Annotated in this window: 21 protein-coding genes; 14 read left to right on the plus strand and 7 right to left on the minus strand. The window is 59.2% G+C overall.

Annotated elements, in window-relative coordinates:
• The 8 genes from QLG10_RS10945 to QLG10_RS10980 all read left to right on the plus strand — a co-directional run bounded on the left by QLG10_RS10945 (position 1) and on the right by QLG10_RS10980 (position 11,495).
• Positions 1–390, plus strand: a complete 390-nt coding sequence (locus QLG10_RS10945) for a phage holin family protein (protein ID WP_020796816.1) — start codon at positions 1–3, stop codon at positions 388–390.
• Positions 387–731 (plus strand): hypothetical protein, encoded by a 345-nt coding sequence (locus tag QLG10_RS10950; protein WP_179054607.1) that lies wholly within the window; start codon positions 387–389, stop codon positions 729–731. Before QLG10_RS10945 ends, QLG10_RS10950 begins: the two co-directional genes overlap by 4 nt.
• A gap of 129 nt (positions 732–860) precedes the next feature.
• Positions 861–2,024 carry an EAL domain-containing protein gene (locus QLG10_RS10955; RefSeq protein WP_110749652.1) on the plus strand — a complete coding sequence of 388 codons (1,164 nt, stop codon included), beginning with the start codon at positions 861–863 and terminating at the stop codon, positions 2,022–2,024.
• 68 nt (positions 2,025–2,092) lie between these two features.
• A complete protein-coding gene (locus QLG10_RS10960) occupies positions 2,093–3,421 on the plus strand; it encodes a deoxyguanosinetriphosphate triphosphohydrolase (protein WP_020796813.1) in 1,329 nt (442 codons plus the stop codon).
• Positions 3,422–3,599: 178 nt separating this feature from the next.
• On the plus strand, positions 3,600–4,010 hold the full coding sequence (locus tag QLG10_RS10965) for a response regulator (RefSeq protein ID WP_110749656.1): 411 nt from the start codon (positions 3,600–3,602) through the stop codon (positions 4,008–4,010).
• A gap of 215 nt (positions 4,011–4,225) precedes the next feature.
• Positions 4,226–4,852 (plus strand): response regulator transcription factor, encoded by a 627-nt coding sequence (locus tag QLG10_RS10970; RefSeq protein ID WP_110749658.1) that lies wholly within the window; start codon positions 4,226–4,228, stop codon positions 4,850–4,852.
• 8 nt (positions 4,853–4,860) lie between these two features.
• Positions 4,861–8,490, plus strand: a complete 3,630-nt coding sequence (locus QLG10_RS10975) for a transporter substrate-binding domain-containing protein (protein WP_282487330.1) — start codon at positions 4,861–4,863, stop codon at positions 8,488–8,490.
• A gap of 59 nt (positions 8,491–8,549) precedes the next feature.
• Positions 8,550–11,495 (plus strand): HD domain-containing phosphohydrolase, encoded by a 2,946-nt coding sequence (locus tag QLG10_RS10980; protein WP_282487331.1) that lies wholly within the window; start codon positions 8,550–8,552, stop codon positions 11,493–11,495.
• Here QLG10_RS10980 and QLG10_RS10985 read toward each other — a convergent pair whose 3' ends face one another.
• A complete protein-coding gene (locus QLG10_RS10985; protein ID WP_020796807.1) occupies positions 11,496–11,978 on the minus strand; it encodes a GAF domain-containing protein in 483 nt (160 codons plus the stop codon).
• Positions 11,975–12,865 carry an ATP-binding protein gene (locus QLG10_RS10990; protein ID WP_110749670.1) on the minus strand — a complete coding sequence of 297 codons (891 nt, stop codon included), beginning with the start codon at positions 12,863–12,865 and terminating at the stop codon, positions 11,975–11,977. The genes QLG10_RS10985 and QLG10_RS10990 overlap by 4 nt, the downstream gene beginning before the upstream one ends.
• Before the next feature lie 159 nt (positions 12,866–13,024).
• On the opposite strand from QLG10_RS10990, the gene QLG10_RS10995 reads away from it, so the two are divergent.
• Entirely contained in the window at positions 13,025–15,346 is a 2,322-nt protein-coding gene (locus tag QLG10_RS10995; RefSeq protein WP_177411603.1) for a response regulator, read from the plus strand.
• On the opposite strand, the gene QLG10_RS11000 is transcribed toward QLG10_RS10995, so the two are convergent.
• The 3 genes from QLG10_RS11000 to msrB all read right to left on the minus strand — a co-directional run bounded on the left by QLG10_RS11000 (position 15,330) and on the right by msrB (position 16,880).
• Positions 15,330–15,791 carry a MarR family transcriptional regulator gene (locus QLG10_RS11000; RefSeq protein ID WP_020796804.1) on the minus strand — a complete coding sequence of 154 codons (462 nt, stop codon included), beginning with the start codon at positions 15,789–15,791 and terminating at the stop codon, positions 15,330–15,332. The genes QLG10_RS10995 and QLG10_RS11000 overlap by 17 nt on opposite strands.
• Positions 15,788–16,273 carry a glutathione peroxidase gene (locus QLG10_RS11005; protein ID WP_110749674.1) on the minus strand — a complete coding sequence of 162 codons (486 nt, stop codon included), beginning with the start codon at positions 16,271–16,273 and terminating at the stop codon, positions 15,788–15,790. Before QLG10_RS11005 ends, QLG10_RS11000 begins: the two co-directional genes overlap by 4 nt.
• A gap of 211 nt (positions 16,274–16,484) precedes the next feature.
• Positions 16,485–16,880, minus strand: a complete 396-nt coding sequence (gene msrB / locus QLG10_RS11010) for a peptide-methionine (R)-S-oxide reductase MsrB (protein ID WP_020796802.1) — start codon at positions 16,878–16,880, stop codon at positions 16,485–16,487.
• Between the two features lie 226 nt (positions 16,881–17,106).
• Here msrB and QLG10_RS11015 point away from each other — a divergent pair, with 226 nt between their 5' ends.
• Positions 17,107–18,318 (plus strand): pyridoxal phosphate-dependent aminotransferase, encoded by a 1,212-nt coding sequence (locus QLG10_RS11015; protein WP_007983502.1) that lies wholly within the window; start codon positions 17,107–17,109, stop codon positions 18,316–18,318.
• A gap of 316 nt (positions 18,319–18,634) precedes the next feature.
• Entirely contained in the window at positions 18,635–19,525 is an 891-nt protein-coding gene (gene htpX, locus QLG10_RS11020) for a protease HtpX (RefSeq protein WP_110749676.1), read from the plus strand.
• Between the two features lie 127 nt (positions 19,526–19,652).
• Here the strand turns inward: htpX and QLG10_RS11025 are convergent, their stop codons facing one another.
• Positions 19,653–20,309: a thiopurine S-methyltransferase gene (locus QLG10_RS11025; RefSeq protein ID WP_110749678.1), complete on the minus strand. Its 657-nt coding sequence runs from the start codon at positions 20,307–20,309 to the stop codon at positions 19,653–19,655.
• Between the two features lie 102 nt (positions 20,310–20,411).
• Here QLG10_RS11025 and QLG10_RS11030 point away from each other — a divergent pair, with 102 nt between their 5' ends.
• A complete protein-coding gene (locus tag QLG10_RS11030) occupies positions 20,412–21,179 on the plus strand; it encodes a class III extradiol ring-cleavage dioxygenase (RefSeq protein WP_110749680.1) in 768 nt (255 codons plus the stop codon).
• Between the two features lie 25 nt (positions 21,180–21,204).
• On the opposite strand, the gene phnR is transcribed toward QLG10_RS11030, so the two are convergent.
• Positions 21,205–21,918, minus strand: coding sequence for a phosphonate utilization transcriptional regulator PhnR (phnR, locus tag QLG10_RS11035; RefSeq protein ID WP_110749682.1), 714 nt, complete (start codon positions 21,916–21,918; stop codon positions 21,205–21,207).
• A 350-nt stretch (positions 21,919–22,268) separates the two neighbouring features.
• On the opposite strand from phnR, the gene QLG10_RS11040 reads away from it, so the two are divergent.
• Together QLG10_RS11040 and QLG10_RS11045 are read left to right on the plus strand one after the other, a co-directional pair.
• Complete coding sequence (locus tag QLG10_RS11040) at positions 22,269–23,333, plus strand: ABC transporter substrate-binding protein (protein WP_110749684.1); 1,065 nt, start codon at positions 22,269–22,271, stop codon at positions 23,331–23,333.
• 127 nt (positions 23,334–23,460) lie between these two features.
• Positions 23,461–24,267, plus strand: coding sequence for an alkaline phosphatase family protein (locus QLG10_RS11045; protein WP_110749686.1), 807 nt, complete (start codon positions 23,461–23,463; stop codon positions 24,265–24,267).
• The last annotated feature ends 2 nt before the right edge of the window (positions 24,268–24,269 follow it).

The raw sequence follows: 24,269 nt of genomic DNA on the forward strand, positions 1-24,269 counted from the left end.
ATGGCCATCGATGAATCCGGCTCGTCCGGGACAGGCCCAAGTTCCTCACCGCGGCGCCTGGGTGCCGCTTTCCTTGGACTGCTGCACAGCCATGTCGAACTGTTCGGCATCGAACTGCAGGAACAAAAAGCCCGCACTGTGAGCCTGTTGCTGTTTGCAGGCCTGGCGCTGGTGTTTGCCTTATTGTTGCTGGTGGGGTTGTCCACCCTGGTGCTGATCCTGTTTTGGGACACTTACCGCTTGCCTGCCATCATCGCGCTTTGCGTGTTCTACACCTTGGCATGCGTCTTCTGCGGCATGCGCCTGAGAGCGGCGATCTTCGACGAGTCCTCGCCTTTCCATGGCACGCTGGAAGAGCTGGCCAATGATCGGGAGCGCCTGCTGCCATGAACCTGCCTGAACTGCCTCGAAACAGCTCGCGCACGGAAATGCGCAAGGCACTGATACGCCTGCGCATGGAAATGCATCGCCAGGAGATCCGCCACGAATCCGCGCAACTACTGCAACCCTTGCAGCGGGTACGTGGAATGACCCAAAACCTGCAGGACGGTTTCGGCATCAAGCATGCCCCGCTGTGGGGCGTGGCCGCTGTCACCCTGCTGGGGTTTCTGAGCGGCAAGGGCGCCAGGAAGGGCAACGGCGTGGGTAGCCTGGCCCGACTGGTCCGCCTGGGCACCACGCTGGGGCCTCTGGTCAAACTGGTCTTGCAAGGTTCTTCGCGTAAACACTGACCCTGTCAGTATCTGGCTACATTCTTGCAGTACCCACGGGATCGAACCTCTCCATCGAGGGGTTCAATCCTGCGCGCCTATCCGGTGGCCCGGGCTTTATCCAATAACAAGATCCATCAAGGAGGCCTTGTGATCGACGGGCAACCGCTCGCCTGCTTTCAGCCGTTCATCGATACCGCCACCGGCGGTATCGCCGGCGTGGAGGCCTTGGGCCGCCTTCGCCGGGCGGACGGCCAACTGGTTTCGGTCGGGCCGCTGTTCGCAGATCCCAGAACCAACGCCGTTGCCCTGCGTCGGTTGGACCGCCAGCTACGCGACAACGCGCTGAGCCGCCTGCATGAAGCACCCGGCGACTGGTTTCTCAGCCTGAACATTTCTCCACGCTGGATCAGCCGCCTGCGCCCGGACCAACCGTTGCCCAGCCTCGGCCAGCTGCAAAAGCACGGCGTCGACCCGCAACGCATCGTTTTCGAAATCACCGAACTGGGTGGTGACGTCCAGCGCCTGGCTCACGTGGTGGCCCGCTATCGGCAAGCCGGCGCACGGATTGCCATCGATGATTTCGGTGCCGGGTACTCTCAGCTCGATCGGGTACTGGCGCTGCAACCGGACATCCTCAAACTCGATATGCGCCTGTTCCAGGCGGCGGCTCTGGGCGGACCCAGCAGCGATGTGGTCAAGGCCCTTGCACAAATGGCGGAAAAAACCGGTTGCTGGATCATTGCCGAAGGCGTGGAAACCGAAGCGCAACTGAATTTCGCCCTGGAGTGCGGCTCACGTTACGTCCAGGGGTTTCTGTTTGCCGGGGCACAAGCGGATTTCTTTGCCGCTGACGCCTTCGTCGAGCGCTTTGCGCATCTGCGCCAGCGCTATGTGGAGCAAAAGCTGGCCGAGCGCGGTCGCCTGAAGATCATGCGCCAGCAACTCAGTGAGCTGATGGCGATCCTGCAGGCCTGGGCACAGGCCAGGGCACCCCTTAGTGCCCTGCCACGACTGGAGGCCTTTCCCTGGCTACTGCGTTTCTACCAGTGCGACCGTCACGGTACGCAGCTGACGCCCAACCTGGAGTGGCGCAATAGCGAGTGGGTCGCCGACAACCGCTATCTGGGCCATAACTGGTCGTGGCGTCCGTATTTCTATCACCTGCTGGCGCAGGGTTGGGACGAGTGTCAGCTGACCCTTTCCAATACGTATCGCGACGCCACCAGCAATCAGTACTGCCTCACCGCCGGGCAATTTTTCGACAACGGCGAACGCCTGCTGCTCATCGATATCGATGCCATGGGGCTGTAGTGACACTTGCAGGTAACGATGCGAACCGGGAAGCTAGCCAATCAGTCACCTGACGGAGAGAACCAGCCTTGGATTGGCCTACCCTGCTTACCCGCGAACGCCTCGGAAAGCCCCTGTACAGCCCGGAAGAAGTGGGCCGCAGTCCTTTTCACAAAGACCACGACCGCATCATTTTCTCGGGGGCGTTCCGCCGTCTCGGACGCAAGACTCAAGTTCATCCGGTCCACAGCAACGACCATATCCACACGCGCCTGACCCACTCGCTGGAAGTCAGCTGTGTAGGCCGTTCATTGGGCATGCGCGTCGGTGAAAGCATCCGCAGCGCCCTGCCCGACTGGTGTGAACCCAGTGATCTGGGAATGGTGGTCCAATCGGCCTGCCTGGCCCATGACATCGGCAATCCACCCTTCGGCCATTCCGGCGAAGACGCGATTCGGCACTGGTTCCAGCAAGCCGCTGGACGGGGCTGGCTGGATGCGATGAGTGAAGCGCAGCGCAATGACTTCCTCAACTTCGAAGGTAACGCCCAAGGCTTTCGGGTACTGACCCAGCTTGAGTATCACCAGTTCGACGGCGGAACCCGGCTGACCTATGCCACCTTGGGCACTTACCTGAAATACCCATGGACAGCCAGGCACGCCGACTCTCTGGGGTACAAGAAGCACAAATTCGGGTGCTACCAGAGCGAACTGCCGCTGCTGGAACAGATCGCGCAAAAACTTGGCCTGCCACAGCTTGAGGAGCAGCGCTGGGCACGCCACCCGTTGGTGTACCTGATGGAAGCCGCGGATGACATCTGCTACGCATTGATCGACCTCGAAGACGGCCTGGAAATGGAGTTGCTGGAGTACGCCGAAGTCGAGTCCCTGTTACTGGATCTGGTGGGCGACGATTTACCGCAAACCTATCGCCTGCTCGGCCCGAACGATTCGCGGCGACGCAAACTGGCGATCCTGCGGGGCAAGGCCATCGAGCACCTGACCAACGCAGCGGCCCGCGCCTTTGTCGAGCAACAGGATGCACTGTTGGCCGGCTCCCTGCCTGGCGACCTGGTGGAGCATATGCACGGCCCGGCCAAACGCTGTGTCCTCAATGCAAAGGACATGGCTCGGCAGAAAATCTTCCAGGACAAACGCAAGACCCTGCACGAAATCGGTGCCTACACCACCCTGGAAATTCTGCTCAACGCTTTCTGCGGTGCCGCACTGGAGCAACACAACGGTCGAACGCCGTCCTTCAAGAGCCGACGGGTTCTCGACCTGCTGGGCAACAATGCACCCGATCCGAACGGCCCCCTGCACAACTCGTTCCTGCGCATGATCGATTTCATCGCTGGCATGACCGATAGCTACGCCAGCCATATGGCTCTCGAGATGACAGGACGCTCCAGCCACTGAAAACTATTGGTCGAGCGGCTATTACCCCGCAGGTAATGGCCGTTCAGTCCTGAAGTTCAAATAACTTTCAACGAACACCGAATTCCCCTACAGCATCTGTCGAGTGCACTGATCGAATGCGCGATTTTGACAGGAAACAATCACGCCTATCGGTTCCGATAGAAGAAGCGTGAATAATATGATCGACGACAGTCTGCGCATCATGCTGGTGGAAGACCACCCATTTCAGCTCAAGGCTACTCAATGCCTGCTTGAGAGTTACGGCTTCATTCATTTAACCACCAGCGACTGTGCCACAGGCGCATTGCAACACATGCTCAGGGCAGAACAGCCGTTCGATATTCTGTTATGCGACCAGTGCCTGCCCGAAGTATCCGGCATTGACCTGATAAAAATTGCCAGTCATCGGGGAATGATCAAGCAGGCGATACTTTTAAGTAGCCTGACATCTACCGAACTGCGCGAACTTGAAATGATGGCATTGCTCAATGGACTGCCATTACTTGGCTGCTTGATAAAACCTTTGAAACAATGCGAACTGAGTCGCCTGTTGAAACTTATTCCGCACCCTCCGAACAGGCCCAGATGAAAAATCCGTGACCTGCAAATTTTCGCCTGCGCCCCATAATTAAACAGCAACACTAATTGCGTTAACCTCACCAAAAACCAGTTGACACGTAAGTAATTTCCTTTTCGCACGTAGGAACTTTCCTATATTGCCACGACAGACCCGTCAGTTCATACGGCACATCAACTATCTGAGCTAAGGTGCGCGCTTTATCTGAGCTCGCATGGGATTTGATTATGAACTCCGTTTTTATCGTCGACGATCACCCTGTCATCCGCCTTGCCGTTCGTATGTTGCTTGAGCACGAGGGCTTCAAAGTCGTCGGTGAAACCGATAATGGTGTCGATGCCATGCAGATGGTGCGTGAATGCATGCCCGACCTGGTCATTCTCGATATCAGCATTCCCAAACTGGATGGCCTGGAAGTGCTGACCCGTTTCAACGCCATGCATACACCCCCGAGAATCCTGGTATTGACCGCACAATGCCCGAAACTGTTCGGTATACGCTGCATGCAATCCGGCGCCTCGGGATATGTTTGCAAACAGGAAGAACTGAGCGAACTGGTGAGCGCCATTAAAGCGGTACTGTCAGGTTACAACTATTTCCCCAGTGAAGCCTTGAACCCTGCCCGTGGTGATGAAGCGCGGTGCGCCGAACTCGAACTGTTCAAGTCAGTCAATGACAGGGAGCTCATGGTCATGCAACTTTTTGCACAAGGTCGCAACAACAAGGAAATTGCCAAGGGCATGTTTCTCAGCAACAAAACGGTCAGTACTTATAAAAAACGACTCATGCAAAAGCTCAAGGCCAAATCACTGGTTGAACTCATCGAGATGGCAAAACGTAACTTGTTAGTGTGAGACACAGGATGCCCAGTCGCTTGAAGGACTATTTGCTGATCATGATTACAAGCTTGTGCCTGTGCACCTCGCTGCACGCCGCGCAGGCCTCCGAGCAACTCACCCTGCTCAGTCGTTCAGCCCCCCTGCACCTGAAAGTCGAGCTGGATCAATCACAGCGACATTGGGCCCGGAGCAAACAGGAACTGATCCTGGGTACTTCAGCACCCGACTATCCCCCCTTCGACCTGACCAGCAGCGGTCATGACTACGAAGGTTTTACTGCGGACTACGCGGGCATTCTTGGCACGGTGCTTGACCTGCCCATCAAGGTCCGGCGCTTCACCTCCCGGGGAGCTGCAATCGAAGCACTGGAAAACGGCGAGGTAGACCTGCTGGGCACCGCCAACGGATTCGAGGCGAGCAATGACCATATCGCGCTTTCCAGGCCCTATGCGGTCGATCAACCGGTCCTGGTGACACGTGAAGGCGAAACCCGCACGCTCAATGATGGGCTGTCCGGATTACGGCTGAGCATGCTTTATCACTACCTGCCCCTGGAGGAGGTAAAGGCCCTGTATCCGAAGGCAATCATCACCTCCTACCCCTCCTACCAGAACGCGATCAATGCCGTTGCTTTCGGTCAGGCCGATGTTTTTCTCGGTGACACCATTTCAACCCACTACATGATCAACAAGGGCTATCTGAACAACATTCGCATGGCCAGTTTCGGTAGGCACGAAGCCCACGGTTTCAGTTTTGCGGTGCACAAGACCAATCCACAACTGCTCGACATCATCAACACGATGCTCAAGGCTATCCCCGCCAGCGAACGGGAAAACATCGCCAAGCGCTGGAGCGCCGGGAGCGATATCCTGCTCACCGACCAGAAACTGGAGCTCAGTTACAATGAGGAACACTGGCTGGCGCAACATCCGGTGGTCCGGGTAGTCGTCAATGAGGCCTATGCGCCACTGACTTTTTTTGACAGCGCCGGCAACTTTCGTGGAATTGCCGCGGATCTGCTCGAGTTGATCAGGTTGCGTACCGGCCTGCGCTTCGATATTCAGCGCAGCCGCAGCGACAGCGACATGATCGAGCGGATCAAGACCGGTCAGGCCGACGTGATCGCCGCGCTGCTCCCCAGCGCGAAACGCGATAACTTGCTGAATTTTACCCGCCCCTACCTGCAGAACTCCTACGTCCTGTTGACACGCAAGGCGCATGACAGTCCGACAAGCCTTGCGCAGCTCAAGGGCAAGAGCCTGGCAATTGCCCGAGGCAATCCCCTGGTCGAGTATCTGCGCAGCGAGTTTCCGCAGATCCGGTTGATCAAGACCCCGGACACCTTCAGTGCGGTAGAAATGCTCGCCGAAGGCCGGGTGGAAGGCGCAGTGAATTCGCTGGTGATCGCCAACTACTTCATCGCCTCGCAACTGTTCGAAACCGATCTGCAAATCAGCACCACCATCGGCACCCGGCAGGCGGCGTTCTCCCTGGCAACCGGGCGCGATGCCAAGGAACTCAATGACATCCTCAACAAGGCACTGTTGAGCATCACGCCACAGGAGCTGGGCGTCATCAATAACCGTTGGCGTGGCTACTCGGCGTCCTCGCAAAGTACCTGGCGCAATTATCAACGGGTGTTCTATCAGATCGTCATCGGTGCGGGATTACTGTTGTTGATCTCCGTGACCTGGAACGCCTACATGCGGCGTCAGATCAATCAACGCAGGGCGGCCGAGCGAGCGCTGAACGATCAATTGGAATTCATGGGTTCATTGGTCAATGGCACGCCTCATCCAATTTATGTGCGTGATCGTCAAGGACTGCTGCAAAGTTGCAATGACAGTTACCTGCGAACCTTCAACACAAAACGCGAAGACGTGATCGGCAAAAGCGTGATCCAGGGCACCCTCGGGAACGCCTTCGAAGCCCGGGAGTACCAGGCCGATTACCAGCGTGTCGTGACCGAGGGCACGCCCATGATCCTTGACCGTGCGCTGCACATTGGCGACCGCCGATTGACGATCTATCACTGGATTCTTCCGTACCGTGACTCGAGTGGTGAGGTCCAGGGCATCATTGGTGGCTGGATCGACATCAGCGAACGGCGGCAATTGCTCGATGACCTGCGTTGTGCCAAGGAACGTGCCGACGAAGCGAACCGCGCCAAGAGTACGTTCCTGGCAACCATGAGTCATGAAATTCGCACCCCGATGAATGCCATCATCGGCATGCTCGAACTGACGCTCAAACGCATCGACCACCAGCACCCGGATCGTCCCGCCATTGATGTGGCCTACCACTCGGCGAGGGACCTGCTGGAACTGATCGGGGACATCCTCGATATTGCCCGCATTGAGTCCGGCCACCTGAGCCTGAACCCGGAACGGGTCAATCCAGAGGAAATCGTGGCGTCAGTGGCGCGTATTTTCGATGGGCTGGCACGACAGAAGGGCCTCGAACTGCAATTGGAATTCAATCCGGCCAACCCGATGATCGACGTGTTGCTCGACCCCCTGCGCTTCAAGCAGGTGTTGTCGAACCTGGTCAGCAATGCCATCAAGTTTACCGAGCATGGCCAGGTCAGGATTATTGTCGCCCTGCACCTGACCGATAAACCCAACCAGGTTCAAATGCTGCTGCTGGTCGAAGACACTGGCCCGGGGATCAGCCATGAGGATCAACAACGCCTGTTCGAACCGTTCGCCCAGGCCGGTAATACTGCTCAGTCGGCCAGGGGGGGTGCCGGGCTTGGCCTGGTAATCAGCCGCAGCCTGTGCGAGATGATGAACGGCAGCCTGCAGTTGAGCAGCCAGCCTTGCGTCGGTACCCGGGTGAGGATTTCATTGCCGTTACCTGCACTGCCTCGCCAATCACGGGAGCAAACAGCTGAGCCGCCCATCCACTGCGCCACGGTCCCATTGAATGTGCTGGTGGTCGACGACCACGCAGCCAATCGCTTGCTGATGTGCCAGCAGCTGGAGTTACTGGGCCATCGATTCAGCGTCGCGGCAGATGGCCAGGCTGGCTTGGACGCATGGAAATCCGACAAATTTGACCTGGTGATCGCCGATTGCAACATGCCGGTCATGAACGGATACGAACTGGCCCAAGCCATTCGTCGACATGAACAGCAAACACAATTGCCGCGCTGCACCCTCCTGGGCTTTACCGCCAATGCTCAACCGGAAGAGATTCAACGTTGCAAACAGGCCGGGATGGACGACTGCCTGTTCAAGCCACTGTCCCTGGCCGCCCTGGGTCAATGGGTCAAGGGCATCCAGCCCGCGGCCGCCGCACCAGCCTTCAGCCAGCAAGGCTTGCATGTGTTGACGGGTGGCAATTCAACGTTAAACCTGCGCCTGCTGACCGAACTGTTGAACAGCAACCGCCTGGATCGACAGAGCCTGCAGGCGCTGTCAGGCACACGGGACCCACAGGCATATCGCGACATTGCCCATAGAATCAAGGGCGCCGCCCGAATCGTCCAGGCCACTCGGTTGATCGACAGCTGCGAGGCGCTCGAGGCTGCCGGCCATGCCCCCTTCTCCCCCGAGAAAGTAAGCGAATGCTGCGACGCCGTAGAGCACGCTTTGCTCGAACTGGAGCAGGCATTGCTGCAACAGATCGAGCAAACGCCCCCTGCACAATGAGCGAGCCTTAACTATGCTTGGACGCGGAGCAGTGTGTTAACCATCATGGAGTGACCTGCATGCCCAGCCCACTGCGTCCGGATCAACGCCGTTTTCCCCTGCACGTTCATATCAGCGTGATGTTCACTTGCCTGCTGTTGCTGACCGGGATCGTGCTGGGCATTTTCAACTATCAGCAAACCACGCAAATCATTCTGTCGAGCAGTGAAAAACTGTTCAGCCGAATTGAACAGGACGTGCGCCTGGACCTGCACGCCACCTATGAACCGATTCGGCACCTGCTGAGCCTGTTGACGCTTACCCCCGCCACCCAGGCGCCCGATCTGCAGCAGCGCCTGGCGCTGCTACTGCCCTTCAGTCAGTCACTCCAGGACAACCCCGACCTGGCTTCGCTGTACGTGGGGTACGACACCGGTGACTTCTTCATGGTTCGCCCGCTGCGCACCCCAGATCAGAAGGCGCTACTCAAGGCCCCGGATACCGCGGTCTACCAGGTCTGGAGTATCGAGCGAAACAGCAACGGCCAGGCCCATTCGCAATCCCTGTTTTTTGATCGGGAGCTGACGCTCGTCAGCCGTCAGGACAACCCGGAAGAAACCTACGATCCGCGTGGCCGCGCCTGGTTTATCAGCGCCAGCCAAAACGCTGACCAGATCACCACCGAACCCTACGTTTTTTTCTCGACCCACAATGTCGGTACCACCCTGGCACGGCGCAGCGGCGAGCATGCCGTACTCGCGGCCGACCTGACCCTGGCCGAGCTTTCGGCCACACTGGCCAAGCATGTGGTGACGCCCGCTACCGAGATCGTGCTGTTCGACGCGCAAGGCAATGCCATCGCTTATCCCGACAGCCGGCGCCTGATCGTTGACGATCAAACCGCCCGCCTGAGCAAGGCCGCCGACCTCAGCCCGGCCCTGCAGGCGCTGCTCGGCACACCTGCGCCGGGTAATCGCCTGGCTGCCATGGGTCGTCAATGGATTGTTGCGCGTAGCCGCATGCAGGAAGGCGGCCCCCAGGGGCTGCAACTGGCAATGCTGGTACCTGAAGATGAACTGCTCGTCGATGCCTACCGCATGCGCTGGCAAGGCGCACTGATTACCCTGGCGACCCTGCTGCTGTGCGTGCCACTGGGTTGGCTGACGTCCAGGATCCTGGTCAAGCCCCTGCGCTCCCTGGTGCAGGAAGCGGATGCCATTCGCAGTTTCGATTTCAACTTTCCGGCCACACGTCGCTCTCCGGTACTTGAGGTCGACCAGCTAAGCCTGTCCATGGAGCGGATGAAAGATACCCTGGCGAGCTTTTTCCAGATCACTGACAGCCTGAGCGCCGAGACCCGGTTTGCCCCATTGCTGGAGCGGGTGCTGTTTGAAACGGTAAGGATCGGCCGGGCCCAGGCTGGCCTGATCTACCTGCGCGAAGGGGATGGCGACCTGATGGAACCCCAGGGCCTGGTGATCAACGACACCGCACACGCCCTGTCTTCATTCGACCTTCGCGCACACGCATTCAAGGACGCAGACAGCCCCGCCTGGCTGCAGCAGCTGTCGACGGCCGACAACGTTGTCACCCACCTGGGTTTCGAACAGGCGGGGGATCTCCAAAAAGTCCTGCTGGCAATGGCCTGTCCCCGCGTTCACCTGATCGGCATCCGCTTACACAATCGTCACAACGAAACCGTCGGCCTGCTGGTGTTTCTACTGGCCGACAGCGGCAACGAGAGCGACCTGGACAAACTGCGTCCCGACCGCATCGCATTCCTGCAGGCGGTATCCGGTGCCGCCGCTGTGAGTATTGAAAGCCATCGCTTGCAGGACCGGCAAAAAAAGCTGTTGGACGCCTTCATCAAGCTGCTGGCCGGCGCGATAGATGCCAAGAGCCCCTATACCGGTGGCCATTGCCAACGAGTGCCGGCGCTGACGCTGATGCTCGCCCAGGCTGCGGCAGCCAGCCAGGACCCGGCTTTCAGCGGCTACCAGCCAACGGACGATGAGTGGGAGGCGCTGCACATCGCCGCCTGGCTGCATGACTGCGGCAAGGTGACAACCCCGGAGTACGTCGTCGACAAAGCCACCAAGCTCGAAACCCTGAACGATCGAATCCACGAAATACGCACCCGCTTCGAAGTGCTCAAGCGCGATGCCTGGATCCACTATTGGCAAGCCATTGCCCAAGGTGGCGATGAGCAGCCCCTGGCGCAACAGCGCGATGCCACTTTGGCGGAGCTCGATGATGATTTCGCCTTCATCGCCCGCTGCAACCTCGGCGGCGAGACCATGGCCGAAGCCGATCTGCAACGCCTGCGCCGTATCGGTCAACGCACCTGGACGCGGACCCTGGATGACCGCCTGGGTGTTTCCTGGGAGGAGAACCAGCGCCAGGCACGCACGCCCGCACCCACACTGCCCGTCTGCGAGACGTTGCTGGCGGACCGGCCCGAGCATCTGTTCGAACGCACCGAAGCCGAAGTGATTGCCCAGGACAATCCCTGGGGTTTCAAGCTCGATGTCCCGCATTACAAGTACAACCGCGGCGAGCTCTACAACTTGAGCATTACCCGAGGCACCCTGACACGCGAAGAGCGCTACATCATCAACCACCACATGGTGCAAACGATTCTGATGCTCAGCCACCTGCCCTTCCCCGAGCACCTGGGCAACGTCGCGGAGATCGCCGGCGGCCATCACGAAAAAATGGACGGTACGGGTTATCCGAAACGCTTGAAGCGTGAGCAGATGAGCCTGCCGGCGCGGATGATGGCGATTGCCGATATCTTCGAGGCGCTGACCGCCGCCGACCGTCCCTACAAGAAAGCCAAGACCCTGAGTGAAGCGCTGGGCATCATGGCCAACATGTGCCGGGATGCCCACATCGACCCACAGTTGTTCGAACTGTTCATCAACGCGCAGATTTACCTGCAGTACGCCCGACGCTTCCTCGCCCCAGAGCAGGTCGATGCAGTGGATGCGCCAAGCCTGCTGGTCAAGGCAGGCTTGAGAGCGTGATCAGCAGTCGGTCAGGCGCAGGAAAATAGCGGCCAATTGCTCGATGCCGGCTTGATCCTGCGCAGTGAAACGCGCCAGTTGCGGGCTGTCGAGATCGAGCACGCCGATCAGGCGACCATCCTTGACCAAGGGCACGACCAGTTCGCTGTTCGACGCACTGTCGCAGGCGATATGCCCGGCAAACGCGTGCACGTCTTCGACTCGCTGGGTCTGCAAGGTCGCCGCCGCCGTCCCGCACACGCCCCGGCCGAACGGAATCCGCACGCAAGCGATTTGCCCTTGGAACGGCCCCAGCACCAGCTCCCCATCACGATTGAGGTAGAACCCGGCCCAGTTCAAGCCCTCGAGTTGATTGAACAGGAACGCCGAAAACTGAGCGGCGTTGGCAATGAAATCACGCTCATCCGCCAGCAAGGACTCCAGCTGCGCGTGCAGCATGCCGTAGCCCTCGAGGCCCTGGCCGCTCTTTTGTAAATCGATCATGCCTTGTGCTCCAACAGTTTCAACCCCACCCAATAGCGGGCAAATTGATACGCGCAACGTCCGTTGCGATTGCCCCGCCCCGTGGCCCAGCGCACCGCAAGGACGTCCAGCTCTTCGGTGCGTTGCCACGGCAGGCCTGCCTTGTCGGCCAATTGACCGATCCAGTGTTCGACCACATCCAGGAAGTGCTCCTGGGTGAACGGATAGAACGATAGCCACAAGCCGAAGCGATCCGACAGGGCGATCTTGTCTTCCACTGCCTCGCTGGGGTGCAATTCACCATCGACCCGTTTCCAGTTTTCGTTATCGCTTTCCTTTTCCGGCACCAGGTGTCGACGGTTGGAGGTGGCGTACAGCAACACGTTGTCCGGTGCCTGTTCGAGCGAACCGTCGAGAACGCTTTTGAGCACGCGATAGTCGCCCTCGCCTGACTCGAACGACAGGTCATCGCAGAACAATACGAAACGCTGCGGTAGCTTGGCGATCTGCTCGACCACCCGCGGTAAGTCCGCCAGGTGATCACGCTCGATTTCGATCAGGCGCAGACCGGCCTCGGCGTGCTCAGCCAGCAAGGCGCGCACCAGCGACGATTTGCCAGTGCCACGCGAACCCCAGAGCAGGGCGTGGTTGGCCGGCAGGCCATCGAGGAACTGGCGGGTATTTCGTCCCAGTTGCTCCACCTGGCGGTCGACACCGATGAGGTCGCTCAGACGCATGTCCAGGCTGACCTGCAGCGGTAGCAGAAAACCGCTGCGCCCCTCACGCTGCCAGCGCGCAGCCAGGCAATGGGTCCAGTCGATGGCTTGCCGAGGGGTGGGCAACAACGGTTCGATACGGGCCAGAACGGCATCGGCACGCTCAAGAAAAGCATTTAATCGGGAATCCACGTCTTCTCCTCGGGCACGTTCACAGTAATGATGGCGATACAGCAACGAAATACAGCGTTCGATGAACGGTCAACCGCCCTGTAGCGGGGCTCGCGGGATCACCCTGCATGATCGACTATGCTTGAGCAGCGAAGGAAAACGGAAGTGATTCAACACCCCATGGACATCAAGTTCACCAACCGGCTGTCTTACAAACAAGCGCGGCTCACCGTGCTGGTCGGTTTTGTTCTGGGTATGCTGCTCAGCGTGCTGCAAATAGGCATCGATTATGCCAGTGAAGACGCCTCCATCAACCGCGAAATCCTGTCTTTGCTCGAAATCAGTCACAACCCCGCCTCGCGCATCGCCTACAACATCGACGCCGAACTCGCCCAGGAACTGACCTTGGGCCTGTTGCGCTCGCCCGCGATCATCGGTGCGAAACTGACAGACAACAACGGCAGTATCCTGGCCAAGGTCAAGCGTCCAGGCCTGCAAAGCGACTATCGGGTCTTGAGTGACCTTCTGTTCGGGGCCAACCGGCAGTTCGAAGACCGCCTGTACCTGGATCATTTGCCCAGCGAATCCCTGGGTACCCTGCAACTGGACGTCGACACTTACTCGTTCGGCTACCGGTTCCTGCGGCGGGCCGAGGTCACCCTGATCAATGGTTTCGCCCGCAGCCTGCTCCTGAGCGGTATCCTGCTGGCGCTGTTCTACGTGATGCTGACCAAGCCGTTGGTGCGGGTCATCCGCGAACTCAGTGGCCGCGATCCGCGCAGCGCGGAGCCGACCTCCCTGGAATGTCCGGCGGGGCATGCCAACGATGAAATCGGCGTACTGGTGAAAGTCGCCAACCAGCAATTCGAAAACATCGCCACCGAAATCCAGCAGCGACGCAACGCCGAAAACCGTCTGACCGACTATCTTGGCCAGCTGGAAAACATCGTTTCGGCGCGCACCACCGAACTCAAGAGCATCAACGCCCGGCTCAGTCAGTCCAACCAGGAACTGGAAGTCGCGCGCAGTACCGCCCTGGACATGGCCGAAGCGCGTTCAGTGTTCCTGGCCAACATGAGCCACGAAATTCGCACGCCCCTCAATGGCTTGCTGGGCATGATCGCGCTGTCGCTGGACGGCCCGCTGTCTGCCGAGCAACAGCAACAGCTGGCCATCGCCCATGACTCGGGCAAAGTGCTGGTGGAGTTGCTCAACGATATTCTCGACCTGTCGAAATTCGATGCCGGCCAGCTCGAACTCGAGCACATCCCGTTCGACCTTGGTTCGCTGGTCGAAGACACGGCCAACCTGCTGTCGCAGAACGCCGCACCGAGTGTCGAACTGACCTGCCTGATCGATCCGGACTTTCCTGCGCTGGTGCTCGGCGATCCGACACGGGTCCGGCAGATCGTCAGTAATCTGCTGTCCAATGCGCTCAAGTTCACCCGCTTTGGCCGGGTCGATGTGCGTCTGTCGACCTACCAGGATGGCGTCAGCATCGAAGTCTGCGACACCGGCATTGGCATCCCCCGGGATGCTCAGGTGAAGATCTTCAAGCCCTTCACCCAGGCTGGGGCCGGGATTACCCGACAATTTGGCGGCACCGGGTTGGGTTTGGCCCTGACCCACAACCTGTGTGAAGCCATGCAAGGCCGGCTCACCATCAGTTCTGAACCCGGTTTCGGCAGCCAGTTCTGCGCGCAACTGCCCCTGCCCAGTCACACCCGGGCACTGGCCCCGGCTTCCCTGCAGGGCAAGGTTATCGCGATTACCGCCGCCAGCAGCGGCCTGGCGGAGCTGCTGAGCCGTGTATTGCCCGGGTGGGGGCTCGATTATCAGCAACGGTCGATTGATGATCCATTGCTCGGCTTGAACCCCGATGTACTGATCACCGACTGCCCCGAGTGCCTGTTCAACCTGCGCCCTACCGTCGGCGCGCCCATCCTGCTGGTGACCGCTTACGGCAGCTTCATGCCCAGCGAACAAGTCAGCGCCCTCGCCCCCCTGCAGCAGCAGGCACGCCCACTGGCACGCAATGCGCTGTATCAGACTTTGCGACGAATCTTGCTGGCGCAAACCGATACCCCCATCGATACCCGGGTCGATAGCCACGTCCCGCAGCGACGTGCGCGAGTGCTGCTGGTGGAGGACAACCCGGTCAATCAACTGGTGGCCAAGGGCATGCTGGGTAAACTCGGTTGCGACGTGATTGTCGCCGCGCACGGTGCCGAGGCACTGGATCAATTGGAAGGCCGCGACTTCGATCTGGTGCTGATGGATTGCAATATGCCGGTCATGGACGGCTATGAAGCCAGTCGGCAAATCCGCCGCAGTGGTCGGTGGCCGCAACTGCCCATCGTCGCCCTGACCGCCAACGCCATGTCCGAAGAACGCGAACGCTGCCGTGCAGCGGGCATGAGCGACTACCTGGCCAAGCCTTTCCGCCGGGAAGAGCTTGCCGCCCTGCTGGACGTTTGGATACCGGCTACGACAACGCCTTGATTTGCCCCAGCAAGTGGTCAAGGCCGTCGCGCAGGTCATTCAGCCGATCCAGATCCACACCGCTGTCGCATAACAGGCGGGCCTTGAGCGGCCCGACCTGATCACGCAGTGCGGTGCCCTTGGGCGACAAGCTCAGGTGTACCTCGCGCTCATCGCGCGCCGAGCGCTGACGCTGAACCAGTTGCAGTTGCTCAAGACGCTTGAGCAGCGGCGTCAGCGTGCCGGAGTCCAACGCCAGGCGCTCACCCAGCGCCTTGACCGTCGGCTGCTCCGGGGCAACCGCCTGCCATTCCCACAACACCAGCATCGCCAGGTACTGTGGATAAGTCAGGCCCAACTGATCGAGCATCGGCTTGTAGGCGCGAATGACCGCGCGGGACGCCGCATACAGTTTGAAGCAGAGCTGGCTGTCGAGGCTCAGCGAGTCGACGGACAAGCTGTTCATTTGAGCAGTGCTTCGATCTCACCGCTCAAGTCCTGCGGCTTGGTCGCTGGCGCGAAGCGCTTGACCAGCTGGCCGTCCTTGCCGATCAGGAATTTGGTGAAATTCCACTTGATGCCTTGGGAACCGAGCACACCCGGCGCACGCTTTTTCAACTGCACAAACAAGGGATGGGCGCCGTCGCCATTGACTTCAATCTTTTTGAACAGCGGGAAACTGACACCGTAGTTCAGCTCGCAGAACTCGCTGATCGCCCCTTCGCTGCCCGGTTCCTGCTTGCCGAATTGATTGCAGGGGAAGCCAAGCACCACCAGGCCTTGATCCTTGTAGGTCTGCCACAGGTCCTCAAGACCTTTGTATTGCGGGGTGAAGCCGCATTTGCTGGCGGTGTTGACCACTAATACGGCCTTGCCGGCGAAATCCGCCAAGGTTTTTTGTTCGCCCTTGATGGTGGTGCAGGGAATGTTTAGGAGGTTGTCGCTCATGATCGAGGCACTCGAAAAGGGGATGATGCGACAAACATAGCGAGCAATTGAATTGTGTGCAATCTAATAAATCCCACCTGCCCCTCAATCAACACTCAATCCCTGTAGGAGCTGCCGCAGGCTGCGATCTTTTGATCTTGATCTTTCGCGATTGAGAGAGAAAACAAAGATCAAAAGATCGCAGCCTGCGGCAGCTCCTATAGGGTTCGCGTTACGAGCGGGGTACCAGGTCCAGGCACACAGAGTTGATGCAGTAACGCAGGCCGGTTGGCGGCGGGCCATCCGGGAATACGTGGCCCAGGTGCGCGTCACATTTGGCGCAGACCACTTCGGTGCGGATCATGCCGTGGCTGACATCACGAATCTCGGTCATGGCGCTATCGCCGATCGGCGCATAAAAGCTTGGCCAGCCACAGCCGGAATCGAACTTGGTGCTGGAATCGAACAACGGCTCGCTACAGCAGATGCAGTGGTAGATACCGTCGGTCTTGGTGCCGTTGTACTTGCCGGAAAACGGGCGTTCGGTGCCCTTGAGGCGGCAAACGTTGTACTGCTCGGGATCGAGCATGGCTTTCCATTCTTCCAGGGTTTTTTCCAACTTTTCCATCATCACACCTCAGCAACTGAAAAAGCCCGATCTGTACCTTTTCCACGGATCGGGCGGCACGTATGATTGCGCCTCGTCAAACGCCAGTCTGGCAGCCAGACCACGCGCATTCAAACGGATTTATGGGTGCTGCCTCTCAAGGCGTCAGGCCTGTGTGATTACGCAGGATTCCCAGCACGGTTGTCCACACGCCGCCTGGATCGTTCATTTTCGGGAACACATCGCCATGCAGGTCAGCAAATCGAACAAGCTCGCCAACGTCTGCTACGACATTCGCGGCCCAGTGCTCAAGCACGCCAAACGCCTGGAAGAGGAAGGCCATCGCATCCTCAAGCTGAACATCGGCAACCCGGCGCCCTTTGGTTTCGAAGCGCCGGACGAAATCCTCCAGGACGTGATCCGCAATCTTCCCACTGCCCAGGGTTACAGCGACTCCAAGGGCTTGTTCAGCGCGCGCAAGGCCGTGATGCAGTACTACCAGCAAAAGCAGGTGGAAGGCGTCGGCATTGAAGACATCTACCTGGGCAACGGCGTTTCCGAGCTGATCGTGATGTCGATGCAGGCCCTGCTCAACAACGGCGACGAAGTGCTGGTGCCAGCGCCCGACTACCCGTTGTGGACCGCCGCGGTAAGCCTCTCGGGCGGTAACCCGGTGCATTACCTGTGCGACGAGCAAGCCAACTGGTGGCCGGACCTGGCGGACATCAAGGCCAAGATCACCCCGAACACCAAGGCACTGGTGATCATCAACCCGAACAACCCGACCGGTGCGGTGTATTCCAAAGAAGTCCTGCTGGGCATGCTGGAGCTGGCCCGCCAGCACAACCTGGTGGTGTTTTCCGACGAAATCTACGACAAGATCCTGTACGACGACGCCGTGCACATCTGCACCGCGTCCCTGGCGCCGGACCTGCTGTGCCTGACCTTCAACGGCCTGTCCAAATCTTATCGAGTGGCGGGTTTCCGTTCCGGCTGGATCGCTATTTCCGGGCCGAAACACCACGCCCAGAGCTACATCGAAGGCATCGACATGCTGGCTAACATGCGCCTGTGCGCCAACGTGCCGAGCCAGCACGCGATCCAGACTGCACTGGGTGGCTATCAAAGCATCAACGACCTGGTGCTGCCGCCAGGGCGACTGCTGGAGCAGCGTAACCGCACCTGGGAACTGCTCAACGACATTCCAGGCGTGAGCTGCGTCAAACCGATGGGTGCACTGTATGCGTTCCCGCGGATCGACCCGAAGGTATGCCCGATCCACAACGACGAAAAATTCGTCCTAGACCTGCTGCTCTCGGAGAAGCTGCTGGTGGTGCAAGGCACGGCGTTCAACTGGCCATGGCCCGACCACTTCCGCGTCGTGACCCTGCCGCGCGTCGATGACCTGGACATGGCCATCGGACGCATTGGCAATTTCCTCAAATCCTATCGCCAGTAAGCAGCCAGTCACCGTGCGATGCCAGAAACATCGCACCGTGATTCATTCTGCAACATATGCTCGCGCCCTACCCGTGACCTCACTCGCGATGCCCGTGCACTGCCCCATTGCCTGGTCACATCGAGTAACGACGGGCACTCTGTTGCCGGTTGGCTGGCAAATCACTTTGCCAGCCCTTGTCGGAAATGCCCTGCAAACAGCTACGCTGTTGCTGTAGGACACAGTTTGAAATAGTCACTCGGTTGAATACCCCGTTGCGGCACCTTATATACCCCGCAGTACGCTACATCTTTAGCATGAGGAGATTTCTACAACCATGATGCGCATCCTGCTGTTCTTGGCCACTAACCTGGCGGTCGTGCTGATTGCCAGCATCACCCTGAGCCTTTTCGGCTTCAACGGGTTCATGGCGGCCAATGGGGTTGATCTCAACCTCAATCAGCTGCTGATTTTCTGTGCGGTCTTCGGTTTCGCCGGTTCCCTGTTCTCGCTGTTCATCTCCAAGTGGATGGCGAAGATGAGCACCAGCACCCAAATCATCAGCCAGCCACGCACGCGTCACGAGCAATGGCTGCTGCAAACGGTCGAGCAATTGTCCCGCGAAGCCGGGATCAAGATGCCCGAAGTCGGGATTTTCCCGGCCTATGAGGCGAACGCGTTCGCCACCGGCTGGAACAAGAACGACGCACTGGTCGCGGTCAGCCAGGGCCTGCTGGAGCGTTTCTCGCCGGATGAAGTGAAAGCCGTCCTGGCCCACGAAATTGGCCACGTGGCCAATGGCGACATGGTGACCCTGGCCTTGATCCAGGGCGTAGTGAACACCTTCGTGATGTTCTTCGCACGGATCATCGGCAACTTTGTCGACAAGGTGATCTTCAAGAACGAAGAAGGCCAGGGCATTGCCTACTACATAGCCACCATCTTCGCCGAACTGGTCCTGGGTATCCTGGCCAGTGCCATCGTCATGTGGTTCTCGCGCAAACGCGAATTCCGCGCCGACGAAGCCGGTGCACGCCTGGCTGGTACCAGCGCGATGATTGGCGCACTGCAACGCCTGCGCGCTGAACAGGGCCTGCCGGTGCATATGCCTGACACCCTGAATGCCTTCGGCATCAACGGTGGCATCAAACAGGGGTTCGCCCGCATGTTCATGAGCCACCCGCCGCTGGAAGAGCGTATCGACGCACTGGCGCGTCGTCGCGGCTGAACGCTGGCGATATAAACAAAAAGGCCCGCAATGATGCGGGCCTTTTTTTGCCTGCTGATTTATACGGCGCTCATCAGGGCCCCTTCGCGGGCAAGCCCGCGAAGGGGCCGGCACTGGCGGCTACAACCTATCGACTGGAAACCCGATACACCCGCTCCTCGAGCCGCGTAACGCCTGCCTCCAGAAACTTGCCGCTCTCGCTCAGCACATCCTGGTCTTCGAGGGTCTTAAGCGTCCACGAAGCACCGAACAACCGCTGCACTTCTTCATCGAGCACGGCAAAAGGCGGCCCCTCCATCTGCGCCTGGTCGTAGTCCAGGGTAATCAACAACCCGTTGGAGCCCTTGGGCAGGATCCGCGTCAAATGAGCCGCATAGCGCTGACGCATTGGCGCGGGCAACGCAATCAATGCGGCTCGATCATAGACGGCCGAGCAGTCGGCGACATCGCCTGGCGTCAGATCGAAGAAATCGCCACACCACAGCTCGATGGAACCTGCGCGGTATACCTTGAAAGGCCCTTGTTCATCGACTGCTGGATCGAAATGGTGCTCGCTGAAGAAATCCTCGACAGCCTTTTCCGACAGTTCGATCCCCAGCACCTCATGGCCTCGCTGCGCCAGCCACAGCAGGTCCAGGCTCTTGCCGCATAACGGTACCAGTACGCGAGCGCCCTCTTCCAGGCCCAGCGCCGGCCAGAATCGCTGGAGATATGGGTTCACTTGCGGCAAGTGAAAACCGATCTGATTCGATTTCCATTTTTTGTGCCAAAACTCCGGCTGCATAAATAACCCCAAAATTCGATCAAAACACCCTAAAACTTATATTAGATTTAGATCAATGATCTGACAGAAGATGGCTCTATCTTAACTCTCAGGAGCTCATCCATGTTCCCCAGCCTCTACATATCCCATGGTTCGCCAATGCTGGCCCTGGAACCTGGGGCCAGTGGGCCGGCCCTTGCTCGCCTGGCGACAGAGATGCCCAGGCCAGACGCTATCGTGATTGTCTCTGCGCATTGGGAAAGCGATGAACTGCTGGTCGGCGGCAACCCGCAGCCGGACACCTGGCATGACTTCGGCGGTTTTCCGCGAGCCCTGTTCGAAGTGCAATACCCGGCCCCCGGCAACCCCGAGCTGGCCGCACAGGTGGTCAGTCTGTTGCAGGCCAACGCCCTTCCCGCCCGCATCGACAGCACTCGACCGTTCGACCATGGTGTCTGGGTGCCGCTGTCGTTGATGTATCCGCAGGCCGATATCCCGATTGTGCAGGTTTCACTGCCTACCCGAGGCGGTCCCGCGCTACAGGCCCGCGTTGGCAAAGCCCTGAGCGGCTTGCGTGAACGGGGCGTGCTGTTGATTGGTTCCGGCAGCATTACCCACAACCTGCGAGAGCTGGACTGGCATGCCGGCCCCGAGAGCGTGCAACCCTGGGCCCAGGTATTTCGCGACTGGATGATCGACAAGTTGGCGGCCAACGATGAAGCCGCCTTGCAAGACTATCGCCGGCAAGCACCGAACGCGGTGCGTAACCATCCCAGCGATGAACATCTGTTGCCGTTGTACTTTGCCCGCAGCGCCGGGGGCCCATTCAGTATTGCCCACCAGGGATTCACCCTGGGCGCGCTGGGCATGGACATCTACCGCTTCGGATAAGGGCCAGAACCTGCGGCGGCCAGGTTCAAGCCACATCGACCCCCACATGGATCGCATCGTGGCGCCAAAACTCTAGGTCACAATCGATCAGCCGCCCATGCTGATCGTAATTGACCCGGGCGATGCGCAGCCCAGGACTGCCCACCGACACCCGCAAAGCGGCCGCCGCGTCTGCCGACAACGCCGTCGGCACAATCTCGAAGCGCACCCGTCCGTAGTGCAGGTCGTAGTGCCGCGCATACAGTTCGGTGATCGACTGATTCAGGTCGAACTCCAGAATGCCCGGGAAATACTGCGGATTGAGATAGTGCTCCACGTACAGCACCAGTCGCCCATCGATGCGCCGCGAACGACAGACCTGAATCACGCTCGACAATGCTGGCAACTGTAACCAGGCACAGACCGCCGCCGATGCCGGCTGCAAGCGCGCCGAAATGACTTCGGTGGACGGCACCCGCCCCTGGGCGCTGACCATGGCGTGAAAGTGGCTGCGCTGCATCAGGTTATAGGCCAGGCGTGGGGGCGACACGAACCAGCCACGACGCTCCTCGCGATAGATCTGACCCTGGGCTTCGAGCTGCAGCAAGGCCTCGCGCACGGTTATGCGCGTGGTCCCAAACAACTCACTGAGCTTGCGTTCGGCTGGCAACTTGCTCCCCGGCGCCAGCAGCCCGTGATCGATCTGCTCCTGAAGCACCTGGCCAATGGCTGTCACCGCTTTTGTTGCCTCATCGCGCATCAACGTTACCTATCTGGACTAGACCAGCACACTTACAGGGCAGAACCGGCGAAAAAACCGGCTGTTTAACGATCCTGCAAGCGTAGGCAATGCAGATGACCGAGAGATGACATAGCCGCCGGACGGTCATCCTACGCACGTGCAAGACATCGGCCAAGTCCTTGCACACCGGGCCTTCGCCCATGGTCTACGCTTACTTGGCACCCGCCAATACCGGGCAAGTAAACGTTCATTGGGGCGACGAACGACATCAAAGTGTCATCGAGTCACCCTAGATTGGCTCAGGTATTGCTGACCTAGACCAACACAATCGCAATCGCAGCGTTGAAAACGCCCATAGGAGCTTCGGAATGAAACAGCTTTTCCTGGCATCACTGTTAGGCTCGACCATTGCCATGTGCACCGCCGCCATGGCGGCTGATGATTTGAAAACCCTGGAAGCCGCTGCGAAAGCGGAAGGCGCCGTCAACAGTGTCGGCATGCCCGATGACTGGGCCAACTGGAGAGGCACCTGGGAAGACCTGGCGAAGAACTACGGCCTCAAGCACATCGACACCGACATGAGCTCGGCCCAGGAAATCGCCAAGTTTGCCGCCGAGAAAGACAACGCCAGTGCCGATATAGGCGATGTGGGCGCAGCCTTCGGCCCGATTGCGGTGAAACAGAACGTTACCCAGCCCTACAAGCCGTCCACCTGGGACCAGGTACCGACCTGGGCTAAAGACAAGGACGGTCACTGGGCACTGGCCTACACCGGCACCATCGCCTTTATCGTCAACAAGAAGCTGCTACACGGCTCCGAAGTACCGACCAAGTGGGCTGACCTCAAAACCGGCAAATACAAGGTATCGATCGGTGACGTGAGCACCGCCGCCCAGGCTGCCAACGGCGTTCTGGCTGCTGCCTATGCCAACGGTGGCGACGAGAAAAACCTGCAGCCGGCACTGGCGCTATTTGCCGACCTCGCTAAACAGGGTCGCCTGTCGATGTCCAACCCGGTCATCGGCGCCATGGAAAAAGGCGAGATCGAAGTGGGTGTGGTCTGGGACTTCAACGGCCTGAGTTACAAGGCCAAGATGGCCAATCCGGATGACTACGTGGTGCTGATCCCGTCCGATGGCTCGGTGATTTCCGGCTACACCACCATCATCAACAAATACGCCAAGAACCCGAACGCCGCCAAGCTGACCCGCGAGTACATCTTCAGCGACGCTGGCCAGATCAACCTGGCCAAGGGTAACGCCCGTCCGATCCGGGCCGAGCACCTGACCCTGCCAGCCGAGGTCCAGGCCAAGCTGCTGCCGAACGAGCAGTACAAGAAAGTCACGCCGATCAAGGATGCGGATGCGTGGGAGAAGACCTCCAAGTCCTTGCCGCAGAAGTGGAACGAAGAAGTCATTGTTGAAATGAAGTAATGCTTCATCCGTAAGAGCCGGCTTGCTGGCGATCCAGTCAACGCGGTCTCTTTGAGCATCGCGTTGATCCAATCGCCAGCAAGCCGGCTCCTACGGGTTTGGAGAACATCCACGGAGTTTTGCCCCCATGAAACACAACGTCATCCTTGTCGTGCTCGACGGCCTCAACTACGAGGTCGCCCGTCACGCCATGGGGCACCTGCAGGCCTACGTCGGCGCAGGACGCGCCGCACTCTACAAGCTGGAATGCGAGCTGCCGGCCTTGTCCCGACCGCTCTACGAATGCATCCTCACCGGTGTCACACCGATCGACAGCGGCATCGTTCACAACAACGTCTCGCGCCTGTCCAACCAGCGCAGCATTTATCACTACGCCACCGCTGCCGGCCTGAAAACCGCCGCCGCGGCCTATCACTGGGTCAGTGAGTTGTATAACCGATCGCCGTTCGTGGCGGCCCGGGATCGCCATACCGACGACCCAAACCTGCCAATCCAGCACGGGCACTTCTACTGGAACGACCACTACCCCGACTCACACCTGTTCGCCGATGCCGAAAACCTGCGCCTGCGCCACGCACCGAATTTCCTGCTGGTGCACCCGATGAACATCGACGACGCCGGGCACAAGCATGGCCTCGACACCTCGCAGTACCGCAACAGCGCCCGCTCGGCGGACATCATCATCGCCGACTACCTGCAAGCCTGGCTCGACGCCGGGTATCAGGTGCTGGTGACTGCTGACCATGGCATGAACAGTGACCGCTCCCATAACGGCTTGCTGCCCGAGGAGCGTGAAGTGCCGCTGTTCGTCCTCGGCGACGCCTTCAGTTTCAATGCCGGCGCCACACCCAAACAAACAGAACTGTGCGGCACCGTGTGCGAATTACTGGGTGTCCCCCACGACAAGCCGATCTGCCGGGAGCTACTCAAGTGAAC

Origin of the sequence: Pseudomonas sp. V98_8, assembly GCF_029967975.1 — a bacterium.
GTDB lineage: Bacteria > Pseudomonadota > Gammaproteobacteria > Pseudomonadales > Pseudomonadaceae > Aquipseudomonas > Aquipseudomonas umsongensis.